Genomic DNA, 20,599 nt, shown 5'->3' with positions numbered 1-20,599 from the left:
GACGGCGGCGTCTGTTTCCGGGAAGGTGGTTCTCACGGTCACCGCGAAGAACACCGGGACGGAGGCCGCGACGATCAAGGTGAGCACCCGATACGGCACGAAGTCTTTCGCAGCGGTCGCGCCTGGCGCGTCCGTGAGCGCGGACATCAAGACCTATCTCTCCGCCATCCCGGCGGGTACCGTGTCGGCGGCTGTGACCGGGGCATCCGGTCTGCGGACCGTCACAACCTCTTACGCGGCGAAGTGACGCAGCGAAGCTCGATGAGAACGGACAGGAACATGAAGAATCCCGAGAAGACCACGGACGCACCTCAGAATCCGGGCAGAAGGTCTCTCCTCGTGGCGGGAGCGTGGGCGGCACCCGTCATCCTCACTGCCGTCGCTGTGCCGATGGCAGCAGCCTCCGGGGAACTCGAGATCGAAGCGCTGAGCGGCAGCGTCTCCGGGCGGGCGATCTCCTTCTCGGACGTTTCCCCCGATGACACGGTCCCGCTGGTGTTCCAGGTGACCGTCGGCGGAAGCGGCTACACCGGCACCGCGACGGCAGCGCTGGTCGGGGCCGCTGGTAAGGCGGAGTGGGATCCCGGCGTCACCACAGGAGGAACCACCGCCACCGGTGAGATCCTGGACGGAGAACTGGCCCTGCCGATCACCATCCTCGGCACTGGCAGCTTCACCGTGGTGGTCAGCATCGGGAACCAGAGCTGGGACTTCACCGTCTCACTCACCGGCGCCTGACATGCGCAGGGTCGTCGCACTCCTCGCGATGACCGCACTTCTCGGACTGGGCGTCGCCTGCACCCCGCAGGTGACGCCCAGTCCTGCGGTCACCACGAGCAAACCAGGAATCCAGATCGTCTCCCCGGACGGCCCCATCGCCTTCGGGGAAGAGATCCGCATCATCGCAGAGATCAGAGACGCCGACAAGCCACTCGCAGACCAGGAGGTCACCTTCGACGTCGTCGAGGGGGAGGGGAGCTATCCCGGCGGCTTCGAGACCGACACCACCGATGAAACCGGCGTCGCGACGTCTCTCGGCCTGCAGGCGAAAGCCCCGGGAACGATCACGGTGCGCATCGCCACGGCATCCCAGTCCACCGAAGTGGACATCGAGATCACCGACGCCGGCGAGTAGAGGACTCAAGCTCCTCCGGCCGCCTCTGTGTGGTGACGGATGACCTCGGCGACGACGAAGTTGAACCACTTCTCCGCGAATTCGGGATCGAGGTGTGCCTCCACGGCGAGCGCGCGCAGGCGTGCCACCTGCTGCTCCTCACGACTCGGATCGGACGCGGGCATCTCGTGGTCCGCCTTCAGATGACCGACCTGCTGGGTGGCGCGGAAGCGCTCGGCCAGCAGGAAGATCAGTGCTGCGTCGATGTTGTCGATGCTCGCGCGCAGGCGCAGCAGCTCGGCGCGGGCGGCTTCGTCAGCCATGTTTCCTCCTCGGTCGTGCGGCGCGTGTGCGACACTTCGACGATAGTCGGCGCACTCCGCTCGAGTGGCGTGAATTGCGGCATCCGACGGCGGAATCGCGCATGCTACGCGGTCCTAAGCGCGTGAGCACGCATAGAGTGTTCGGCATGAGCGACGACGAGTCCATCAAGGCGGAGCCCGAGGCCGAGAAGGCGATGGCGCAGACCATCGCGGCCGAGGTTGCCGCGCCGTCCAATGCCAGGGCGGTCGTTGAGCCGCCGACGCCCAGTCGCTCCTTCTGGACGCGCATCGACAAACCGTTCGTCTTCGGCTTTCTGGTGACGCTGGGCGGACTGGTCGCGTTCCTGTTGGCGATCACGCTCTCGAACCTCTCCACCGTGCTCATCTACATCGCCTTCGCGATGTTCGCGGCGCTCGGCCTGGATCCGGCCGTGCGCTTCCTGGAGCGGCGCGGGCTGTCGCGCGGGCTGAGCGTGCTGGTGGTGATCCTCGGCCTGGTCATCGTGCTCGCCCTCGTGCTGCTGATGATCGTGCCCGTGGTGGTCGAGCAGATCACGTCGTTCGTGAAGTCTGTGCCGGGACTGATCACCGACTTCATGCACAGCGACATCTACGCCTTTCTCGAGAAGCAGTTCGGCGACCAGTTCGAGCAGCTGGTGACGGATGCTCAGAAGTTCCTCACCGACGGCAAGACCTGGCAGGTGATCGGCGGTGGCGCCCTCCAGGTGGGAAGCTCGATCGCCACCGGCATCTCGGGCTTCATCGTCGTTCTCGTGCTGACGCTGTACTTCGTCGCGGGCCTGCCGACGATCAAGACCGCCCTGCTGCGTTTCGCACCGGCCCGCGACCGTGTGCGCGCCCGCGGTATCACCGACCAGATCACCGACTCGGTCGGCGGCTACGTACAGGGAATGGTGATTCTCGCGTTCGCTAATGCGATCGTGGCCCTCGTGCTGTACCTGGCACTGGGGCTGCCGTTCCCACCGCTGATGGCGACGGTCGCGTTCCTGGTCACGCTGATCCCGCTGGTCGGATCGGTGCTGTTCTGGGCGATCGGCTCGGTGATCGCACTGTTCGCCGATCCGTGGCACGCCCTGATCTTCGCGGTCATCTACCTGGTCTACATGCAGGTCGAGGCGTACTTCCTCACGCCGCGTGTGATGAACAAGGCCGTCGCCGTGCCGGGTGCCCTGGTCGTGATCGGCGCACTCGCTGGCGGCACGCTGCTCGGTCTGCTCGGCGCGCTCGTGGCGGTGCCGGTCACGGCATCCATCCTGATCATCATCAACCAGCTGTGGCTACCGCGGCAGGATGCCCGGACCTGATCCCAGACCCGGGCATCCTGCGCACTCCGGCTCAGCGGCCCTCGTAGGCGCCCGCCGCCGATGAGGTCCCCGCGGAGCCGACCATCGTGACCGTCGCCGTTCCGGCCGGGATCGCTGCAAGATATGTCTTGAAGTCGAAGGAGACACTCTCCCCGGCGGCAACCTGAGCAACGCTCTTCGTCCCGTATCGAGTCGCGACCTTCAACGACACCGGCTCCTCACTTTCGTTGACGACATCCACTGTGACGACCACCTTTCCGGAGACCGCACGGGTCGATGCGCTGACGCTCGCATGCAGTGCGGATGCCGGAGCTGTGACGGTCACGGTCGGCAACTCCACCAGGTTCCCGGCGAGTCCTGCCGTGACGGTGATCACGCCGGCGGCCGAGGACGATACGAGCGGAGCGACTGCGATGCCTGCCGCATTCGTCAACGCGGTCGCCTCGGCGACACCGCCGGCGAACTCTCCCCCGGATGCGGTGAAGGTCACCCGTGCACCGACGACAGGTCCCCCTGCCGCATCCACCACACGGGCGCCGATGCCGCCCGCCTGGTCTCCCGTCAGCACGGTCTTGGCCGTACCCAGTGCCTCCAGTCCGGCCGCGGTCGTCGAGTCGGCATTAGCCACCTTGATCGTTCCCACGGGGCCGGTCACCCCGCGCGAGTCGACTGCGCGATAGGAGATGCTGACCGCATCCACGCCCTCAGCGGTCACCGGCTCTGCGTATGTCTGCCACGCTCCATCGGCGATCATGTACTCGATCCGGGACAGCTCGATCCCATCCGCCGCTGCGGTCAAGGACACGGTGCGGCCATCGACTGCGGCCCAGGCACGAGGGGCGGCGACCGTGCGGACGGCCCACTTCGAGAACCCGGCCACGACGCTGTCAGCACCCCCGCTGTTCACGGCCGAGGAGAAGACTCCTGCATCCGACGGAGAGGCGTCGAACCCTGTCGGAGTCGCCGTCCCGATCGTCGTCCAGGACTGGCCGTCCTGGCTGCAGGAACCGATGAACGTGCTGCCCACCCGATCCATCCGCAGCCACGCGGATCCTGTGAACGTCGCATTGTTGCGGTGCGTGTCAAGTGATCCGGTCGACTTCGAGTTCCAGGTCAGCGCACAGCCGTTGGACGGGGTCAACGCCAGGACGGCCATCGGAGATCCCACGGTGGCGACACCAGTGCTGACCATCAGTCCCGATCGAGCCCACGGACGCGCACCCTCACTGTCCTGGAAGTCGACGTGAGTCACCATCGAAGCGCCGTCTGCGAGCACGCCGGGCTGATACGCGGCGCTGAAGTAGCGGCTCGCCTTCGAGAAGTCGCGTCCTGTCGTTCGCAGCCCGATCTGCGCTGAGGCGAAGGCGAACTCGGCGCCTGGCTCCGTGGAGTAGGTCTGCCAGGGGGCCGCCGACTCCGCGCCGACCATGATCCGCTCGGAGGACTCGTCGTGCCTGATATCCCCTTCGACGACGACGGTCGAGCTGAGGCTCACATCGGCGAAGGCCTTCGGGAAGCCCGCCGCCGAGACTCGCCAGGTCGCCGTCTGCGTCGTGCCCGGTGCGATGTCCTCGAAGCTGACCGACGGGCTCTCCACGACGATCCCGTCGGGGACGTTCAGGGTGAGGTTGGCGGAATCGATCGTGCCGGTCGAGGAGAGGTTCGCGACGGTGGCCGACCAGGTCGAAGGCTCGCCCGTCCGGACGCCGGATGCCGAGAATGTCACCGCCGAACCGCCCGGTACCACCAGTGCAGTGAGGTCGACGGCGGCGGCCATCGCTGCGTTGCCCGCGTCGTTCGGGTGCACGCGATCTCCGGAGTCGTAGGCAGGCAGCAGCCGCTTCGGGTTCGCAGGGTCGCGCATCGCCAGATCGAAGTCGATCACGTCGTCGAAGGCCCCGCTGGTGCGGATCCACTCGTTGACTGCTTCCCTCTGCACGTCCATTGCCGGGGTGATCCCCTGCCAGATGGTCCCGCCCTCGAACGGCAGGATCGTCCCTCCGATCACCTTGACGCCGGCGGCGCGCGCCTCGGCGATCACCGACTGGAGGCCGGTGATGATCTCGGGTGCCGTGCGATTGCGAGCGAGATCGTTGGTTCCCTCCAGCACGATGGCCGTCGTCACGCCTGTGACCCCGAGCACATCGCGAGCGAACCGCGACACCCCGGCGGGCCCCTGCTGTGCGCCTGCGGCCGCGTCTGTGAGCAGCTGGTTTCCGCTGATCCCCGCATTCGCGACAGCGAGCTGGGCGTGCGGTGCTTCGGCGAGGATGCGTCGTGCGAGGAAGTTCGGATAGCGCCGGTTCGCGTTCCGCGTCGGACGGCCGGAGTCCGTGATCGAGTCGCCGAACGTGACCACCGTCCCACGTGCGGGCCCGCCGGATACGTCGACAGCGGTCACGAAGTACCAGGTGTCCTGACTCAACGGGAACGCGCTCGCGGCCGTCGCGTCCACGACGTTCGTGCCCACAGCATGGAACTGCGTCTGATCGGTCTTGGCGTGATACGACCTTCCGGTCTGAGCACCGGGAGCGAAGGTGGTCACGAGCAGATCGCTGTCTGAGGGGACCTCCAGTTGCACGACATCGCTGACGACCTGGCCGTAGGGCGGGATGGTAATGGAGCGCTCACCGTCGAACGTCAGCGGGCGGAGGGTGCCCTCTGCGACGTCCGCCGATCCTGGCGTCGCGGAAAGAGCGACAGAAGATGCCGAGATCGTCATCGGTGTCGAGTTGAAGTCGTTCGACAGGTGCACCCGGACCTTGTCGCCTGCCGCGGTGGTGCGCAGCACGTTCCGGATCGTGCAGTCCTGACAGCTGCCGGACTTCGCGGCGTTCGGTGAGGCCGTCCACGTCGCCACCCAGGGGTTCCCTGCATCAAGCGGTGACGGCTCGATGCCGTCTGAACCGTTCGCACCAGGAACCGTCTCGGAGCCCGTTGTGAAGTACTGGTTGCCGCCAGGACTGTTCGCTGCGCTCGCACTCGGCGCAGGCAGCAGTGAGGCGATCAAGGCCAGGGTGAGCGTGACCACTCCGATGAGACTGCGACGTCGATGCTCCGAGCACTTCTTCGTGCGCATGCGTGGACTCCGTTCGGTCGCATCACTGCGACGGGCTTCGGATACGGCGAAGTGCCTCGGGGGCCTCGCGTATTAGTTTGGTGAGTAAACTATGTTGCTGGCGACAAAGCTAGAGCATTCCGCGAGGCGCTGTCAATCACATGACATCAGTGGCAGGAGATAGGTGGCAGCGCCCATCGCGCTTCTTGCGAGGCGCTCAGGCCATTGCCCATCACCGTTGATACACAAGCAAGAGCGAGCTCACGTCGCTCCGGGAGTCCGATCGCGCGCGCTTCACAGCGCGCCTCTGCCGAGGTGGAGCCTGGAATCAGGTGTGGCTGCCGCGGCAGGATGCTCGCGTCTGAGCGTCCCGCCGCGGCAGACCGGACTCAGTCGAGCCCCTTCTCCTTGAGCCACTTGGCCGCGATGTCCTCGGCCGAGGCCTGATCCACCGTCGACTGCACGTTCATCGAGACGAGGTCCTCGGCGCCGAGCGCGGCGCTGATCGGGTTGATGACCTTGGCGATCTTGTCGGCGATGTCGCTGGACGCGATGGGCACGACGTTCGAGGCCAGGATCATGTTCTTCGGATCCTTCAGCGCCACGATGTCCTTGGTCTGGAAGGCGGGGTCGGCGGTGTAGATGTCGGCCACCTGCACCTGACCCGCCAGCAGCGATTCGAGCGTGCTTTGCGCCGTGGCGGAGAACCCGAGGTCGACGTCGTAGATCTTCTTCGCGCCGGCGGGGCCGTACGGACGCTGCTCCAGCTCGGGTGCGCCGCCGAGCACGGGCTTCGTGTTCAGCTTCGCCAGGTCGGCGATCGATTCGAGGCCGTTGTCCTGTGCGAACTTCTTCGTGACCGTGTAGGTGTCCTGGTCGCTGGCCTTGGAGTAGTCCAGCGCCTTCAGGGTCTTCGGCAGCGCCTTCTGCAGTGCCGCGTAGACGTCGTCGGGGCTGGTGGCGGTGGCGCTCTTGTCGAGGTACTCCAGCAGGTTGCCGGTGTACTCGGGGAAGAGGTTGATCTTGCCCGACTCCACGTCCGGCATGTACGCGTCGCGCTGGCCGACGTTGAACTTCTTCTCGACCGTGAAACCGGCCTTCTCCAGCGCCTGCGCGTAGATCTCGGCGATGATCTCGTTGGAGTAGTACGCCTGCGAGCCGACGACGATGGTCTCGCCGCCCTTGTCCGTTCCACCGCCGGCGGAGGGCTCGTCGAGCGGGTTGCTGCTGCCGCATCCGGCGAGCGCGAGGGTCGCGGCGAGCGCGACCCCGACGGCGAGTGCGAGTCGGGACTTCCGTGCGGTGATCATGATGTGCCTCTCTGTGGAGTGGTTCAAGCGGTTCAGGCCGTGACGGATGCCGCGCGTCGCGCGGACCGCCGCCCATTGCGGTCGGAGGAAGAGGTGCGGTCGGGGGACGGGGAGCGGATGCCGGCAGGCACGACCGCGCGCTGCAGCGCGGCCAGCAGCAGGTCGACCAGGAGCGCGAGCACGGCGACGAGAAGCGCACCGGCGAGCACCTGGTCGAATCGCCGCAGCGGGATGCCCTGGATGATCGGCCAGCCGAGACCGCCGAGGTTCACGTACGCGCCGATCGTGACGGTCGCGATCACCTGCAGCAGGGCGGAGCGGATGCCGCCGACCAGCAGCGGCATGCCGAGCGGGAGCTCGACCTTCGTGAAGATCTGCCACTCGGTCATGCCGACGGCACGTGCGGCGTCGATCACCCTGCGATCGATGGCCTCGAAGCCCGTGTATGCGCCCGCGAGCAGCGAGGGGATCGCGAGCAGCACGAAGGTGATGACAGCGGCCAGCGGTGTCTGCAGCACGCCCAGCAGCAGCACGAGCAGGATGAGGAGCCCGAACGACGGCACGGCGCGCGCGGCGCCCGAGACGGCCACGGCGATCTCGCGCCCCTTTCCGGTGTGCCCGATCAGCCAGCCGGCGGGGAGCGCGATGGCGGCGGCCACCAGCACGGAGATCGCGGTGTAGAGCAGGTGCTGGCCGAGCAGGGTGGGCAGGGCGTACTGCCCGTGCCACTGCGCGGGGGTCAGGAGCCAGGAGATCGCGTCGGTGAAGAGGTTCATGCGGCCGACCTCACCACTGCGCGCCGGGCCTTCGACGGGCTGAGGGCGCCCCCGCCCGCCGACGTCGCCCGCGTCCACGGCATGAGCATCCGGCCCAGGAGCACCAGCAGCACGTCGATGACCAGGGCGATCACGACAACCGCGACCACGCCGGCGAGCACCTCGGCGATGATGCGCCGCTGCAGGCCGTTGGTGAACAGGTAGCCCAGGTTCTCGACGCCGATCAGGATGCCGACGGTGGCCAGCGAGATCGTGCTGACCGCTGCCACGCGCAGACCCGCGAGGATCACCGGGCCGGCGAGCGGCAGCTCGACCGTGAAGAACCTGCGCGGGGCGGCGTAGCCCATGGCCGTGGCCGCCTGCCGCACGTCAGGGTCGACAGAGTCGAGGCCGTCGGCGACCGCGCGCACGAGGATCGCGACCGCGTAGATGGTGAGGGCGATGATCAGGTTCGGCTCGTCGGTGGCCGAGTATCCGAAGACGGCCGGCAGGAGGATCAGCAGCGCGAGCGAGGGGATCGTGTACAGCAGGCCCGTGAGCACGATGACCGGGCCGCGCACCAGCCGGTATCGCCAGGCCACCCAGCCCAGCGGGATCGACAGGAGCAGGCCCAGCACGATCGGCGTCGCGCTCTGCCTGAGATGCACGAGCGTGAGTCCGAGGATCAGATCCAGGTTGTCGCCGACCCAGTTCACGTCAGGTCCCGTCCCTCAGCACGCCCTGAGTGCGTCCCTCGGAGTCCACCACGACCGTGCCGCGCGGGGTCTGCTTGAGCGAGAGCGCGCGGCGGCCGCGCTCGGCGCCGATGAACGCCTCGACGAAGGCATCCGCCGGGTTCTCGATGATCTCGCTGGGGCTGCCGACCTGCACGATCCGCGCGCCCTTGTCGAGGATGACCACCTGGTCGCCGAGCAGGAACGCCTCGTCGATGTCGTGCGTGACGAACACGACCGTCTTGTCGAGCTCGACCTGCAGGCGGATGAGCTCCTGCTGCAGGTCGGCGCGCACGATCGGGTCGACGGCGCCGAAGGGCTCGTCCATCAGCAGGATGTTCGGGTCGGCCGCGAGCCCGCGGGCGACGCCCACGCGCTGCTGCTGGCCTCCGGAGAGCTGGCTGGGGTAGCGGTCGGCGAGCGCGGCATCCAATCCCACGGTGCTCAGCAGCTCCCGCGCCCGGCCGTGAGCCTCGGCACGGCTCACGCCGTTCAGCCGCAGCACGGTGGACACGTTGTCGATCACCGTGAAGTGCGGCATGAGCCCGGAGTTCTGCATCACGTACCCGATGCTGCGGCGCAGCTGCACCGGGTCGCGATCGAGCACGCTCTCACCGTCGATCGCGATCGTGCCCGCGGTCGGGTCGACCATCCGGTTGATCATGCGCAGCAGTGTGGTCTTGCCGCATCCGGACGACCCGACGAAGACGGTCGTCTTGCGGGAGGGCAGCACGAGGCTGAAGTCCTCGACGGCCAGCGTGCCGTCGGGGAAGCGCTTCGAGACCGAAGTGAACTCGATCATCCGCCGCGGCCTACCGGCCGACCTGCACGCTCGGATCGAATGCGAGGTAGCCGGAGAAGTCGCGACCCACCTTCTCGATCGCGGTGGGGTACGGAGTCGGGTACGCCCAGACCAGGTCCTTGTGCGTCGTCCCGTCGAGCACCAGTGAGTAGTACTGGCACACGCCCTTCCACGGGCACGTGTACGGCGTCGGGCTCTCGACGAGCTCACCCTGCCGCAGCGCGGTGGTGGGGAAGTAGTGGTTGCCTTCGATCAGGATCGTCTCGGCGTCATCCGCCTCAGCGATCACGGTTCCTTCGAGTACTGCCTTCATGTGCGTACCTCCTGGCGTCCTTTCGAGCGTAGGCGACACCTCCGACAACGCGCAGGAGTCGCGGGAACTTCCCGGATTCCCGGCATCCGCGGCCTCGGAGTCAGGCCGACTGGCGGCCGTACGCCTCCAGCAGCCGCAGCCACACCTCGTTCATGGTCGGATACGCCGGCACCGCGTGCCAGAGCCGGCTGATCGGCACCTCGCCGGTGACGGCGATCGTGGCGGCCTGGAGCAGTTCGGCGACATCGGCGCCGACGAACGTGACGCCCAGCAGCACCTCGCGCTCGGTGTCGACGATCATGCGCGCCTGCCCCTGGTAGCCGTCCGCGTGCAGGCCCGAGCCCGCCACCCAGCCGAGGTCGTAGTCGACGACCTCGATCTCGTGGCCGGCCGCGCGGGCGGCATCCGCCGTGAGGCCCACCGAGGCGACCTCGGGCTCGGAGAAGACCACCTGCGGCACGGCCGCGTGATCGGCGGTCGCGACGTGTCGGCCCCAGGGCTGGTCGGCGACCACCTCGCCGCGCGAGCGCGCCGCGATCACGTCGCCCGCGGCGCGCGCCTGGTACTTGCCCTGATGGGTGAGCAGCACCCGGCCGTTCACGTCCCCGACCGCGTACAGCCAGTCGCTCCCCGGCACGCGCAGGGTGTCGTCGACCTCGATGTAGCGCCCGGGCTCCAGCCCTACGGTCTCCAGGCCGATGTCCCCGCTGCGCGGCGTGCGCCCGGTGGCGGCGAGCACCTCGGATGCCGTGATCTCCTCGCCGTCGCCGACCGTGACCACGACGTGGTCTCCGTCACGGCGCACCGCCGAGGTGGCGGTGTTCAGCCGCACGTCCACGCCCATGCCGCGCAGGCCGTCGGCGACCCGCTCACCGGCGAACGGCTCCATGCCGCCGAGCAGTCCGCTCCGCGCGATGAGGGTGACGGATGCCCCGAGGCCGGCGTACGCGGTGGCCATCTCCACCGCCACGACACCACCGCCGATGATCGCCAGGGACTCCGGCACGTGATCGGCGCTGGTCGCCTCACGGCTGGTCCACGGCTTCGCATCCGCGAGCCCGGGGATGCCGGGGATCGTCGCATCCGTGCCGGTGCTGATCGCCACCGCCTGCCTGGCGCGCAGCACCCGGCCGCCGACGGTGACCTCGCGTTCGCCGGTGAGGCGGCCGTGGCCGCGCACCAGGTCGATGCCGGCGCCGTTCAGCCAGTCGACCTGGCCGTCGTCCTTCCAGTGCGAGGTGAAGGAGTCGCGGCGGGCGAGCACGTCGGCGGGGCTCAGCGTTCCGCCGCTCACGCCCTTGACATGCTGCGCCGCGCGCAGCGCCTGGATCGGGCGCAGCAGCGCCTTCGACGGCATGCACGCCCAGTACGAGCATTCACCGCCGACCAGCTCGCTCTCCACGATCACGGCGGTCAGCCCGCCCTGCACGGCCCGATCGGCCACGTTCTCTCCGACAGGTCCGCCGCCCAGCACGATGAGGTCGTATTCGTCGCTCATTGCTTCAGTCTTGCTCAGCATCCGCTCGGTGGGGCCGTCGCCTCGCAGATCTGCACAACTTCGCAGGGATGGGCAGGGAGGTCTGTGGAGATGTGCCGAACTGCGCGGCTGCGCTCAGCGCGTGGGCAGGATCACCGTCGGCGTGGGCGCGGACGTCGTATGACGCACATCGCGCGGCGCCCCGGTGCGCTCGTCGAGGTCGATCGCGCTGATCGTGCCCGAGCGCTGACCCGCGACGAGCAGGACGCCCTCGTGCACGAGGTGGTGGCGCGGCCAGTCGACGCCGGAGTCGGCGAGCGCGAGCGGCTCGACCGCCTCGCCGGAACCGCGCACCCGCAGCGCCGAGATCGTGTTGCTGCCGCGCAGCGCCGTGTACAGCGTGTGCCCGTCGCGGGAGACGGCGAGCTCGGCGGGGGTGTCGAATCCGACCTGCGCGATCGGCGAGGCGGTGGTCGCCGAGGCCAGCCCCCAGCTGCCGTCGCGGGCGGATGCCAGGGTGAACACCTCGCAGGAGTACTCCGTCACGACGTGCAGGTGACCGCTGGGGTGCATGACCATGTGCCGCGGGCCGGTGCCGCGGGGCAGCACCACCTCGTGGTCGAGAGCCAGTCCGGTGCCGGCGGACCGCCAGATGCGCACCAGGTCGAAGCCGAGGTCGGTGGTGGCGATGCGGCCGTCGGGCAGGAACACGGCGGCATGCGCGTGCGAGACACGCGGCTCCTCGCCGGTCGGGGTAGGGTACGGGTCCTTCGCCGCGGCGGGGTCCGTGTCGTCCGCGGGTTCCGCTTCCCCGAAGAGCGCCGCGCGCAGTGCCGCGGCCTTGTCGGGTGCGGCAGGCAGGATGCTGCCATCAGCGCCGAGCGCGTAGCGGACGACGCGTCCGTCGCCGTAGCAGCTGGCGATCAGCATCCGCCCGTCCGGGGAGACCGCGAGGTGGCAGACGTACTCGCCGGCGTCGACAGGGCGGCCGAGCGGACGCAGTGTCGCTTCGCCGCTGCGAGCGAAGGCCTGGACGGCGGCCGAGCCCTCCAGCGCCGCGTACACGACGTCGAGGGTGGGATGCTGCGCCAGCCACGACGGGGACGAGACCGGCGCCGCCGTGCCGCGGTAGGTGAGCGTCGACGCGCCACGCCCCTCGTCGACGGAGAGGAAGCCGATGCCCTCGGCATCCCCGTCCATGTCGTCGCCGTACCCACCGACCCAGAACCGCGTCATGCCCACTCCTCCGATGTCGAACTGCTTCTCGAGTGCACCGCTTCGCGACGAGGGAACCACCTGCCGAGGCCGGCAACCGGTGCGCTCGACGGGAACCGGTTCACCCGCGCCGGAACCGGCCCTCGGCGGCGCGCGTCAGTCGACGAGGTCGTGACGCACGATGACCTGCTCGCGCTCGGGTCCCACGCCGATCACCGAGATGCGCGTGTTGCTCATCTTCTCCAGCGCCAGCACGTAGTCCTGGGCCGTCTGCGGCAGGTCCTCGAAGGAGCGCGCCTTCGAGATGTCCTCGCTCCAGCCCGGGAAGTACTCGTAGATCGGCTTGGCGTGGTGGAAGTCGGTCTGGTTGACCGGCACATCGTCGAAGCGCACGCCGTCGACGTCGTAGGCGACGCACACCGGGATCTGCTCCAGGCCGGTCAGCACGTCGAGCTTGGTGAGCACCAGGTCGGTGATGCCGTTCACGCGCGTGGCGTAGCGGGTGATCGGTGCGTCGTACCAGCCGGTGCGGCGCAGCCGCCCCGTGGTGGTGCCGTACTCGAAGCCGGTCTTGCGCAGCCACTCGCCCATCTCGTCGAGCAGCTCGGTCGGGAACGGACCCGAGCCGACGCGGGTCGTGTACGCCTTCACGATGCCGACGATGCGGTCCAGGCGGTTCGGGCCCACGCCGGAACCGGCCGCCGCACCCGCGGAGGTCGCGGTGGACGAGGTGACGAACGGGTAGGTGCCGTGGTCCACGTCGAGCATGGTGGCCTGACCGCCCTCGAACACGACGACCTCGCCGCGGTCGAGCGCCTCGGCGACCAGGTGACCGGTGTCGGCGACCATCGGGCGCAGCCGGTCGGCGTAGGTGAGCAGCTCGTCGACGATCTCGTCGCAGGTGATCGCGCGGCGGTTGAAGATCTTCACCAGCAGGTGGTTCTTCTGGTCGAGCGCGCCCTCCACCTTCTGCCGCAGGATGTTCTCGTCGAACAGGTCCTGCACGCGGATGCCGACGCGGTTGATCTTGTCGGCGTAGGCCGGGCCGATGCCGCGGCCGGTGGTGCCGATGTTGCGCTTGCCGAGGAAGCGCTCGGTGACCTTGTCGAGCGTGCGGTGGTACTGCGTGATGATGTGCGCGTTGGCGCTGACCTTGAGCTTGGAGACGTCGACACCGCGGGCGGAGAGCGCCTCGAGCTCCTGGAACAGCACCTCCAGGTCGACGACCACGCCGTTGCCGATCACCGGCGTCACGCCGGGGGTCAGAATGCCGGAGGGCAGCAGGTGCAGGGCGTACTTCTCGTCGCCGACGACGACGGTGTGCCCGGCGTTGTTGCCGCCGTTGAACTTGACGACCCAGTCGGTGCGCTCGCCGAGCAGGTCTGTCGCCTTGCCCTTGCCCTCATCGCCCCACTGGACGCCGACGATAACGATTCCTGGCATGGGTGTACCCCCTGGTACTGCACGCTGTTCGCCGGGTTTGCACCGGCAGATGAGCTGGCCCGAACGGGCGTGTCCATCCTACCGGAGGCCCTCCGGCAGGACCTTGGCGGGAAACGCACGATGCCTGACCACCGCCGCGGTCGACCGATGTCCGTGCCACCTGCGACGATCGGAGGATGCCTTCCTCTCCGGATCCCGCGCTCGAGCAGACCGCGGGTCGGGCCCCGGTCGCGCGCTCGAACGGACCGCTCGTCCTGCTCGCAGCGCTGGTCACCGTCGTGCTGTGGGCGTCGGCCTTCATCGGCTCGCCCCGCTCATGGTGGTCGTCTTCAGCGGACTGTTCCTGCACGAGGGCTTCCCGAAGCCGCTGATCATCGGCGCGCCGCTCGCATTCCTGGGTGTCGTTCTGATCGGCATGACCTCGCACACGGACGCCGGTCTCGACGTCACCGGGCTGCTGCTGGCCCTGCTCGCAGCCGTCATGTACGCCGGATGCACCCTGCTCCAGAAGCACCTGCTCAGCGCCGGGGCGGACTCCACCACGCTCACCTTCTTCGGTGCGGCCGCGGGCACAGTCGCTCTGCTGCCGTGGACCGGCAGCATGATCCACGCCGTGCAGACCGCGCCGCTCGACGCCACCTACGTCGTCCCGGCGATCGCGATCCTGCTCTCCTGGCTGATCCTCGGCGAGGTGCCGACACCGCTCATGCTGCTCGGAGGGGCACTCTGCCTGCTCGGAGTGCTGGTGACGCGGATGGGGTGGCGCCGGCGCGGATGACCCGGCCGGATGCCCGCCGCATCGCTACAGTGAGCGTCGGAGGAACGATGACGACCTGGTGGCCCTATGCCCGCATCACCGCATCCGTGCTCGGATTCGCGGCGATCATCGCTCAGCTGATGCTCACGCTCACCAATGCGACCCAGGCCGCCACGGCGTACGGCTCGCATCTGCCGACCGTCGCCGTGAACTTCTTCAGCTTCTTCACGATCCTGTCTAACCTCGGCGCCGCCGTGCTGCTCGCCGTCGCGGCGATCTGGGCGCGGACGACGGGGAGGGACGCCGTGCGCGAGCCGCGCTGGCTGGCCGTGACAATGGCATGCGTGGCGACGTACATGATCGTCACCGGCATCGTCTACAACCTGCTGCTGCGCGGGGTCGAGCTGCCGCAGGGAGCCACGGTCCCCTGGTCGAACGAGGTGCTGCACGTCGTCATCCCGCTGTTCCTGCTGGTCGACGTGCTGTTCGCGCCGAAGCGCCGGATGCTGTCCTGGGGCACGCTCGGGACCATCGCCGCGTTCCCGATCGCGTGGGCGATCTACACGCTGGTGCGCGCGAACCTGATCATCGCGCCCGCCACCGGCGACCCGTACTGGTACCCCTATCCGTTCCTGAACCCGAACGTCACCCCGGGCGGCTACCTGGGCGTGGCGGGCTACATCGTCGGCATCGCGGTCGCGATCATCGCGGTGGGCGCGGGCGTGGTGTGGGTCGCGCGGAAGCGCGCGGCATCCGTCGTCGAGTCCGAGCCGGAGTCGGCCACGGTCTGAGGCGCCCGCTCACCAGCGGTTGTGCACCTCTTCGGCCCACCCGAAGATCCCCTCGAACGCGATGACCTCGCCGTCAGCCTCCCGAGTTCTTCTGACCGCGAGCACCGTGGCATCGAGATGGTGGGGCTTCCCTCAGGTGCCGGACGGAGGGATAGTGGGTACCACGCTTGTCGCAGTGTAGGGGGTAGATGATGAGTCGACGTCTTTGGAGATGGGTGCTGGTTGCTGCCGCGATCGCTCTGGTCCTGGTTGGAATCCTTGTGTACGTTCTCGCTGGGATCTTTGGTTGGACGGCGCTGGGCACAGGCGTCGGGTTGACGATCACTTGGGGCTTCGCGGCATTGATCGTCGTTGGGCTTTTGGTGCGTGTGGTCTTTTCCAGAAGATCCCTACGCCAGGACCTGGAGGGTGTGGGCGAGCCCATCAATGATCTCTACCTGGGGCGGGTCACTACTCCGCCGGTTGTGAAGTCCAACGAGGATTATTCCGCGTTCCCGCCGCCACACGACACCGGACGTTAGCTCGAGACGGGGACCTGTCGAAAGCCGCAAATAATAGAGGGGGCCACATGTCGTGCGACCCCCTCTATAGCCGCACCCAGCGAGTTCGGGTGAGCCTCAGCCGTGACTAGGAGACCCGTCCACCGCAGGTGTAAACCGATACACACCGACCCATGAACATGCGGTTGGCAGCCACATTGCCCCAAGGCACAGATCCGCCTGAGATGTAGCCGGTGCGGTAGTCCGCGAAACCGACCCAGTAGTAGGCGGAAACTTGCCCACAGTAGGTGCTGGACACGCACTTGTACTCGTAGCCCAAACCGTTACCGGACGCGTCGGTGTATATGTAGGTGCTGTAGCTGTAACCTGCCCGCGCCGTCTTGTCCCATCCGATCAAGGAGCCCACGGTGAACGCCCTGCTCCATCCGCCATTCGCGCCGGGGTACCAACCGACAGCGGCAGTCAAAGCCGGGGATACTCCCTGGGGTTTGGCGGCCGCAACAGCTGCAGCGGCCGCTGCGGGATCACCACCCTGGCGTTTCGCAGCCACGGCGGCTTCGATGGCCGGGACTGAGAGTCCGTCGGGGAGGCTGCCATCCGGATTCTGAATCACGACGAGAGTGTCGGCGCTGATCGGTCCAGTGGGATACATGGTTCCGCCTTCGTAGGGGAAGGCGTCCGCTGCCGGGACGATGATGTAGCCGGCGGCGTCGGCGGCTTTCGCGACCCGGACCGGATCCTTGGTCAGCCATGAGGCGCTTGCGTTGGTTGTCGGGGCCTCGCTTCCGAGCGCAGCGCCGGGCGTCATCACCGCACCGATCAGCGCTGCAACCACGACGAGAGCGCGCAACTTCGATGTTTTGACGCTCATCGCAATTCCCCCACTCCAGATTTGTTCTGAGGTTGACCCCGATTCCCGGACACTGACCAGGCGGGATCTGCGTGTTTGCGGGCCTGTCGGGGAGGATGTCCGTGATGGGCACGAGCAAGAAGAGGAAGTCGTATACGCCGGAGTATCGCCGGGAGGCGGCGCGGCTGGTGATCGACACTGATCGGACGATCGCGGCGGTCGCGCGGGAGATCGGGGTCGGCGAGCAGTTGCTGGGCCGGTGGGTGCACGCGGAGCGGGCCCGGACCGGCGGCGACGGCGTGGCGCCGCTGGATCTGGATGAGCGGGCCGAGCTGGAACGACTGCGCCGCGAGGGGGCGGAGCTGCGGATGGACAACGAGTTCCTGGGAAAAGCGGCGGCCTTCTTCGCATCGAAGCAGAACCCGAGGAGCGGTTCGCGGTGATCGAGGCGGAGAAGGCCGGCAACACGACGATGACGATCACCCGCATGTGCGCTCTGCTCGGCGTGGACCGGCGCCGGTTCTACGAGTGGCGGGCCCGGCAGGCCGCCGGCCCCTCTGCGCGGCAGCAGCGGGACGCGGACCTCACCGCGCAGATCGTGGCGCTCCACGCCGCATCGGACGGCACCTACGGGGCTCCCAGGATCCACGCCGACCTGCAGGAGGCCGGTGTCGTGGTGTCGCGGAAGAAGGTCGCCGGCCTGATGCGGGACAAGGGTATCGAGGGCATCAGCCCCCGCACCTGGCACCCGGCGACGACCGTCCACGGGGAGGACCCGTTCCCCGTCCCGGACCTCGTGGAGCGGCAGTTCGACCAGGGCGATCGGGACCGGGCCTGGTTCTCCGACATCACCTACCTCCACACGGGTGAGGGGTGGGCGTACCTGTGCGTCGTCCGCGACGGGCACACCCGCCGGGTCCTCGGCCGCTGCGTCGCCGACACCATGCACACCGACCTCGTGGAAGCAGCAGTGCGGCAAGCAGTCGCGCTGCGCGGTGCGTTGCCGGGGAAGGTGATCTTCCACGCGGACAGGGGCACCCAGTACACCAGCGCCCAGCTCGCGGACGCCGCGAGAGAGCTTGGGGTGCTGCGGTCGATGGGACGCACCGGCGTGTGCTGGGATAACGCGGCCGCGGAGTCGTTCTGGTCGATCTTCAAGAACGAGTACTACCACCGGCACGTGTTCGCCACGATCGACGCTGCTCGCCGAGGCGCCTACGCCTGGATCGACGGCTGGTACAACGCCCGCCGACGCCATTCCCGCATCGGCTACCTCAGCCCGCTAGAGTACGAACGCCGCCAGCTCGCACTGGCAGCCTGACCAACCAACCACCTGTCCGGGATCCGGGGGCAACCTCAGTTCATGGCACTTCCTCCTTGAGTTATGGTGGCCCTGGGGGATCGCCTCAGGGCGTTCATAGGAGGAAGAATGACCGGAACAACGACGTGTCGGCCAGCAAATTCACCATCTGGTGAAGACGAAGCTTTAGGCGTACAGTCACTTAGAACTTTGCCCTGAGACTCGCCCGCTGATCATGAATTCTGGCAAGGAAGACGAGTTCCGGCCGTTCTTGGTAGGTGCCGTTATGCGCTTCGGCGTGCGGTTACGTAGCATTCGGCAGCGTCGGGGACTCTCGCAGGAACAGGTCGCACATGATGCGGGCATCGCGGTCCAGACCTACAGCTGTCTGGAGCGCGGGATCGCGCCTGGCGGAGGGTACGCAAACCCGACGCTGGAGACGATCCTCCGAGTGCTTCACGCGCTCGGAGTCGCCCCCACCTCGTTGACGCTTTCAACGACATCTCAGCCTGACGACGTCACATATCCCCAAATTTGATCATGAGGCGACAGCCGTAGCTCTCAGCCCTGCTCGGTTCAAGATCGACGGATCTGCGCCGTGAACTCTTCCGCAGTGACATCGTCCGGGAGCTGAATCGTGACGTGATCGGCGCGTAGCGGCTCGGCGACGCGTACGGCTGACATCACCTTGTCGCCGACCTTGATCACGACGCGTGCTTCTTGTCCGGCTTCGCTGGCGGCGGCGGTGGATGCAGCGAGCACGGAAGCACCGTCTTCCGTCAGCTCGAGGTCGACGGCGTTGCCGGACTGGTCATTGGCTGCCGCAGCGGCCTTCAACTCAACCCTTTGAAAGGCGCTGTGGGTCAAGAGAATATGCTCACCGTTGACTGCCACGCAGTCAGCGGAAGAGCCAGCAGCACAGATCTTCGTTACGGCCACCTCGATCGAGCCCCCCGAGGCCGGCGGACCCGCGGCATCAGCCGACGCGCACCCGCTCAGTACGAACAGAGCAAGAGCACCGATCACTCCAAACTTGCGCTGAATCTTCATCCTTCACCCTCCTTGGTTCAGACTCCCCCGCCTGTAGCCTAGGGAAGCTACCCTCCGCCCTCTACACATGGCACGCGCCCGAGGAGATCTCGGCTGGTCTTCCTGCGATGGAAACTTCCACCGAGCCGTGATGACCGCAGGTTCGTTCCGCTACGTTGTCCGACACATGCGGCCGCGGCCGGCGGTTCCGATCGCGGAGTTCACGATCCCAGTCCCCGACGGTTCTCGGAGGGCCGCGAGATTGTGGTTCTCAACCCGACGGCCTACGACATCACGTGCGACTGAGCCGCGAGGCGCCGTACATCCGGACCTCTGGAGCCGCGGACACGACCGGTGAGCGAGCTCGTGGGAACGTCCCGTTGATGCGGTGAGCTCGCGCTCATCGAGGCGGTTCCCGGGCACGGCGCCCCTTCTGTCCTGTGATCCCAGGATGCCAGCAGGCATACTGGAGGTCGACCGGAGCGGTCAGGGGGTGTGTGATGACGGACGACTGGAGCGAGGCGACGGCCGAGCTGTGGGCTCGTGCCGCCCATCCGCTCCGCCGCGATGCGCGTGCCGCCGCCCCGGCGGGCCTGCCCGCTGCGGCCCCGGTCGCGCACGCGCCCCGGGAGGGCGCGGCAGTGCACCGGGGGCTGCTGATCGCCGGTTTCGCGTTCATCGCCGTGATCGGTCTCGCGGCCACGACCGTCGGGATACTCACGTCCGGGATCGGGCCGAGCGTCACGGCGGATGCCGCAGCGAGCAGGCACGGCACGACCTCCCTGCTCGCCGAGCGAGGGGTTCCCTCCGTCACGGACGATGAGCAGGAAGCTCAGGCGGATGCCGGGGATGCCGGGGATGCGGGCGCGGCCGCGGACCCGAGCACGCCGACGGACCCTGATGCCGCGGCTGACGGCGCCGCGGGCGCGCCTGTCGATGCGGGCGGGGCGCCTCCGGCATCCGGCCCCGGCTCGTCCGCACCAGGTCCGGGTGCATCCGACCCCGGGCCCGCCGATCCGGGCCCCGCGAATCCGGGCCCGACGAACCCCGGTCCGACGAACCCCGGTCCGACGACGCCGACCAACCCGGTTCCCTCCGACCCGACGCCGCCTGCTCCGGTGCCCCCTGCGGCGCCGAAGCCGCTGGCATTCACCGGGATCACCCCGAACTACGCCCTGAACATCCTGGGCCTCAAGCTGCTGGCGAGCTACACGCTCTCGCTGTCCGGCCAGCCCGGAGCGAAGGCGGCCGTGACCTACGGTGGCCTGCCCGCCGGAACGGTCACCTTCGACAGCGGAGGCCGCGCCTCCCTCGTCGTCGGCGCCTCGCTGCTGGGTCTGAGCAACCCGATGATCGGCGCGTCGTATTCGGACGGCACCGCCGGCGCCGCGATCCACGCCCGCCGCGACTCGATCTGAGACGGCAGAGCCTCGATGCGGGTCTCGGTCGGAGCAGGTGCACAGACGACGTCGCCGTCGCCGGTTACCCTGTACCGGGGGGATC

Annotated in this window: 22 protein-coding genes; 10 read left to right on the top strand and 12 right to left on the bottom strand. The window is 68.1% G+C overall.

The genetic code is table 11. The features are described from left to right. The 3 genes from BGN97_RS05985 to BGN97_RS05975 all read left to right on the top strand — a co-directional run. A partial coding sequence (locus BGN97_RS05985; protein ID WP_292698896.1) for a hypothetical protein occupies positions 1-247 on the top strand: 247 nt, incomplete at its 5' end. A gap of 32 nt (positions 248-279) precedes the next feature. After that, positions 280-738 (top strand): hypothetical protein, encoded by a 459-nt coding sequence (locus BGN97_RS05980; protein ID WP_292698894.1) that lies wholly within the window; start codon positions 280-282, stop codon positions 736-738. A gap of 28 nt (positions 739-766) precedes the next feature. After that, on the top strand, positions 767-1,135 hold the full coding sequence (locus tag BGN97_RS05975) for a hypothetical protein (RefSeq protein ID WP_292698893.1): 369 nt from the start codon (positions 767-769) through the stop codon (positions 1,133-1,135). A 5-nt stretch (positions 1,136-1,140) separates the two neighbouring features. On the opposite strand, the gene BGN97_RS05970 is transcribed toward BGN97_RS05975, so the two are convergent. After that, positions 1,141-1,437, bottom strand: coding sequence for a chorismate mutase (locus BGN97_RS05970; RefSeq protein ID WP_292698891.1), 297 nt, complete (start codon positions 1,435-1,437; stop codon positions 1,141-1,143). 146 nt (positions 1,438-1,583) lie between these two features. Between BGN97_RS05970 and BGN97_RS05965 the strand changes: the two genes are divergently transcribed. Then, positions 1,584-2,762 (top strand): AI-2E family transporter, encoded by a 1,179-nt coding sequence (locus BGN97_RS05965; RefSeq protein ID WP_292698889.1) that lies wholly within the window; start codon positions 1,584-1,586, stop codon positions 2,760-2,762. A gap of 31 nt (positions 2,763-2,793) precedes the next feature. Here the strand turns inward: BGN97_RS05965 and BGN97_RS05960 are convergent, their stop codons facing one another. The 9 genes from BGN97_RS05960 to BGN97_RS05920 form a co-directional block, all read right to left on the bottom strand. Next, on the bottom strand, positions 2,794-5,553 hold the full coding sequence (locus BGN97_RS05960) for a GDSL-type esterase/lipase family protein (protein ID WP_292698887.1): 2,760 nt from the start codon (positions 5,551-5,553) through the stop codon (positions 2,794-2,796). Between the two features lie 656 nt (positions 5,554-6,209). After that, positions 6,210-7,130 (bottom strand): ABC transporter substrate-binding protein, encoded by a 921-nt coding sequence (locus BGN97_RS05955; RefSeq protein WP_292698885.1) that lies wholly within the window; start codon positions 7,128-7,130, stop codon positions 6,210-6,212. 32 nt (positions 7,131-7,162) lie between these two features. Next, entirely contained in the window at positions 7,163-7,906 is a 744-nt protein-coding gene (locus BGN97_RS05950; RefSeq protein ID WP_292698883.1) for an ABC transporter permease, read from the bottom strand. Continuing rightward, positions 7,903-8,601, bottom strand: coding sequence for an ABC transporter permease (locus tag BGN97_RS05945; RefSeq protein WP_292698881.1), 699 nt, complete (start codon positions 8,599-8,601; stop codon positions 7,903-7,905). Before BGN97_RS05945 ends, BGN97_RS05950 begins: the two co-directional genes overlap by 4 nt. A 1-nt stretch (position 8,602) precedes the next feature. Further along, the gene (locus BGN97_RS05940; protein WP_292698879.1) at positions 8,603-9,421 is read right to left on the bottom strand and encodes an ATP-binding cassette domain-containing protein; all 819 of its coding nucleotides are present in this window, start codon (positions 9,419-9,421) and stop codon (positions 8,603-8,605) included. A gap of 10 nt (positions 9,422-9,431) precedes the next feature. Then, positions 9,432-9,734 (bottom strand): DUF427 domain-containing protein, encoded by a 303-nt coding sequence (locus BGN97_RS05935; protein WP_292698877.1) that lies wholly within the window; start codon positions 9,732-9,734, stop codon positions 9,432-9,434. 100 nt (positions 9,735-9,834) lie between these two features. Continuing rightward, positions 9,835-11,232 (bottom strand): NAD(P)/FAD-dependent oxidoreductase, encoded by a 1,398-nt coding sequence (locus BGN97_RS05930; RefSeq protein WP_292698875.1) that lies wholly within the window; start codon positions 11,230-11,232, stop codon positions 9,835-9,837. Between the two features lie 114 nt (positions 11,233-11,346). Further along, positions 11,347-12,447, bottom strand: a complete 1,101-nt coding sequence (locus BGN97_RS05925) for a beta-propeller fold lactonase family protein (protein WP_292698873.1) — start codon at positions 12,445-12,447, stop codon at positions 11,347-11,349. Between the two features lie 135 nt (positions 12,448-12,582). After that, positions 12,583-13,869, bottom strand: coding sequence for an adenylosuccinate synthase (locus tag BGN97_RS05920; RefSeq protein WP_285631180.1), 1,287 nt, complete (start codon positions 13,867-13,869; stop codon positions 12,583-12,585). A 283-nt stretch (positions 13,870-14,152) separates the two neighbouring features. Between BGN97_RS05920 and BGN97_RS05915 the strand changes: the two genes are divergently transcribed. Both BGN97_RS05915 and BGN97_RS05910 read left to right on the top strand, forming a co-directional pair. Continuing rightward, positions 14,153-14,647 (top strand): hypothetical protein, encoded by a 495-nt coding sequence (locus BGN97_RS05915; protein WP_292698871.1) that lies wholly within the window; start codon positions 14,153-14,155, stop codon positions 14,645-14,647. A 47-nt stretch (positions 14,648-14,694) separates the two neighbouring features. Continuing rightward, complete coding sequence (locus BGN97_RS05910; RefSeq protein ID WP_292698869.1) at positions 14,695-15,417, top strand: Pr6Pr family membrane protein; 723 nt, start codon at positions 14,695-14,697, stop codon at positions 15,415-15,417. Positions 15,418-16,044: 627 nt separating this feature from the next. On the opposite strand, the gene BGN97_RS05905 is transcribed toward BGN97_RS05910, so the two are convergent. Continuing rightward, positions 16,045-16,788, bottom strand: a complete 744-nt coding sequence (locus BGN97_RS05905) for a hypothetical protein (protein ID WP_292698867.1) — start codon at positions 16,786-16,788, stop codon at positions 16,045-16,047. Positions 16,789-16,892: 104 nt separating this feature from the next. On the opposite strand from BGN97_RS05905, the gene BGN97_RS05900 reads away from it, so the two are divergent. The 3 genes from BGN97_RS05900 to BGN97_RS18475 all read left to right on the top strand — a co-directional run bounded on the left by BGN97_RS05900 (position 16,893) and on the right by BGN97_RS18475 (position 18,605). Continuing rightward, positions 16,893-17,210 carry a transposase gene (locus BGN97_RS05900; protein ID WP_292698866.1) on the top strand — a complete coding sequence of 106 codons (318 nt, stop codon included), beginning with the start codon at positions 16,893-16,895 and terminating at the stop codon, positions 17,208-17,210. Then, a complete protein-coding gene (locus tag BGN97_RS05895) occupies positions 17,207-18,088 on the top strand; it encodes an IS3 family transposase (protein ID WP_292698864.1) in 882 nt (293 codons plus the stop codon). The genes BGN97_RS05900 and BGN97_RS05895 overlap by 4 nt, the downstream gene beginning before the upstream one ends. A gap of 214 nt (positions 18,089-18,302) precedes the next feature. Next, positions 18,303-18,605 (top strand): helix-turn-helix transcriptional regulator, encoded by a 303-nt coding sequence (locus BGN97_RS18475; protein WP_363331408.1) that lies wholly within the window; start codon positions 18,303-18,305, stop codon positions 18,603-18,605. Between the two features lie 38 nt (positions 18,606-18,643). On the opposite strand, the gene BGN97_RS05890 is transcribed toward BGN97_RS18475, so the two are convergent. After that, on the bottom strand, positions 18,644-19,117 hold the full coding sequence (locus BGN97_RS05890) for a hypothetical protein (RefSeq protein WP_292698862.1): 474 nt from the start codon (positions 19,115-19,117) through the stop codon (positions 18,644-18,646). Positions 19,118-19,596: 479 nt separating this feature from the next. Between BGN97_RS05890 and BGN97_RS05885 the strand changes: the two genes are divergently transcribed. Continuing rightward, positions 19,597-20,514, top strand: a complete 918-nt coding sequence (locus BGN97_RS05885) for a hypothetical protein (RefSeq protein WP_292698860.1) — start codon at positions 19,597-19,599, stop codon at positions 20,512-20,514. The last annotated feature ends 85 nt before the right edge of the window (positions 20,515-20,599 follow it).

It is taken from the genome of Microbacterium sp. 69-10 (genome assembly GCF_001897945.1).
In the GTDB taxonomy this organism is placed as follows: domain Bacteria; phylum Actinomycetota; class Actinomycetes; order Actinomycetales; family Microbacteriaceae; genus Microbacterium.
The sequence above is the reverse complement of the archived record's forward strand: the minus strand, read 5'-3'. Positions and strand labels throughout refer to the sequence as shown.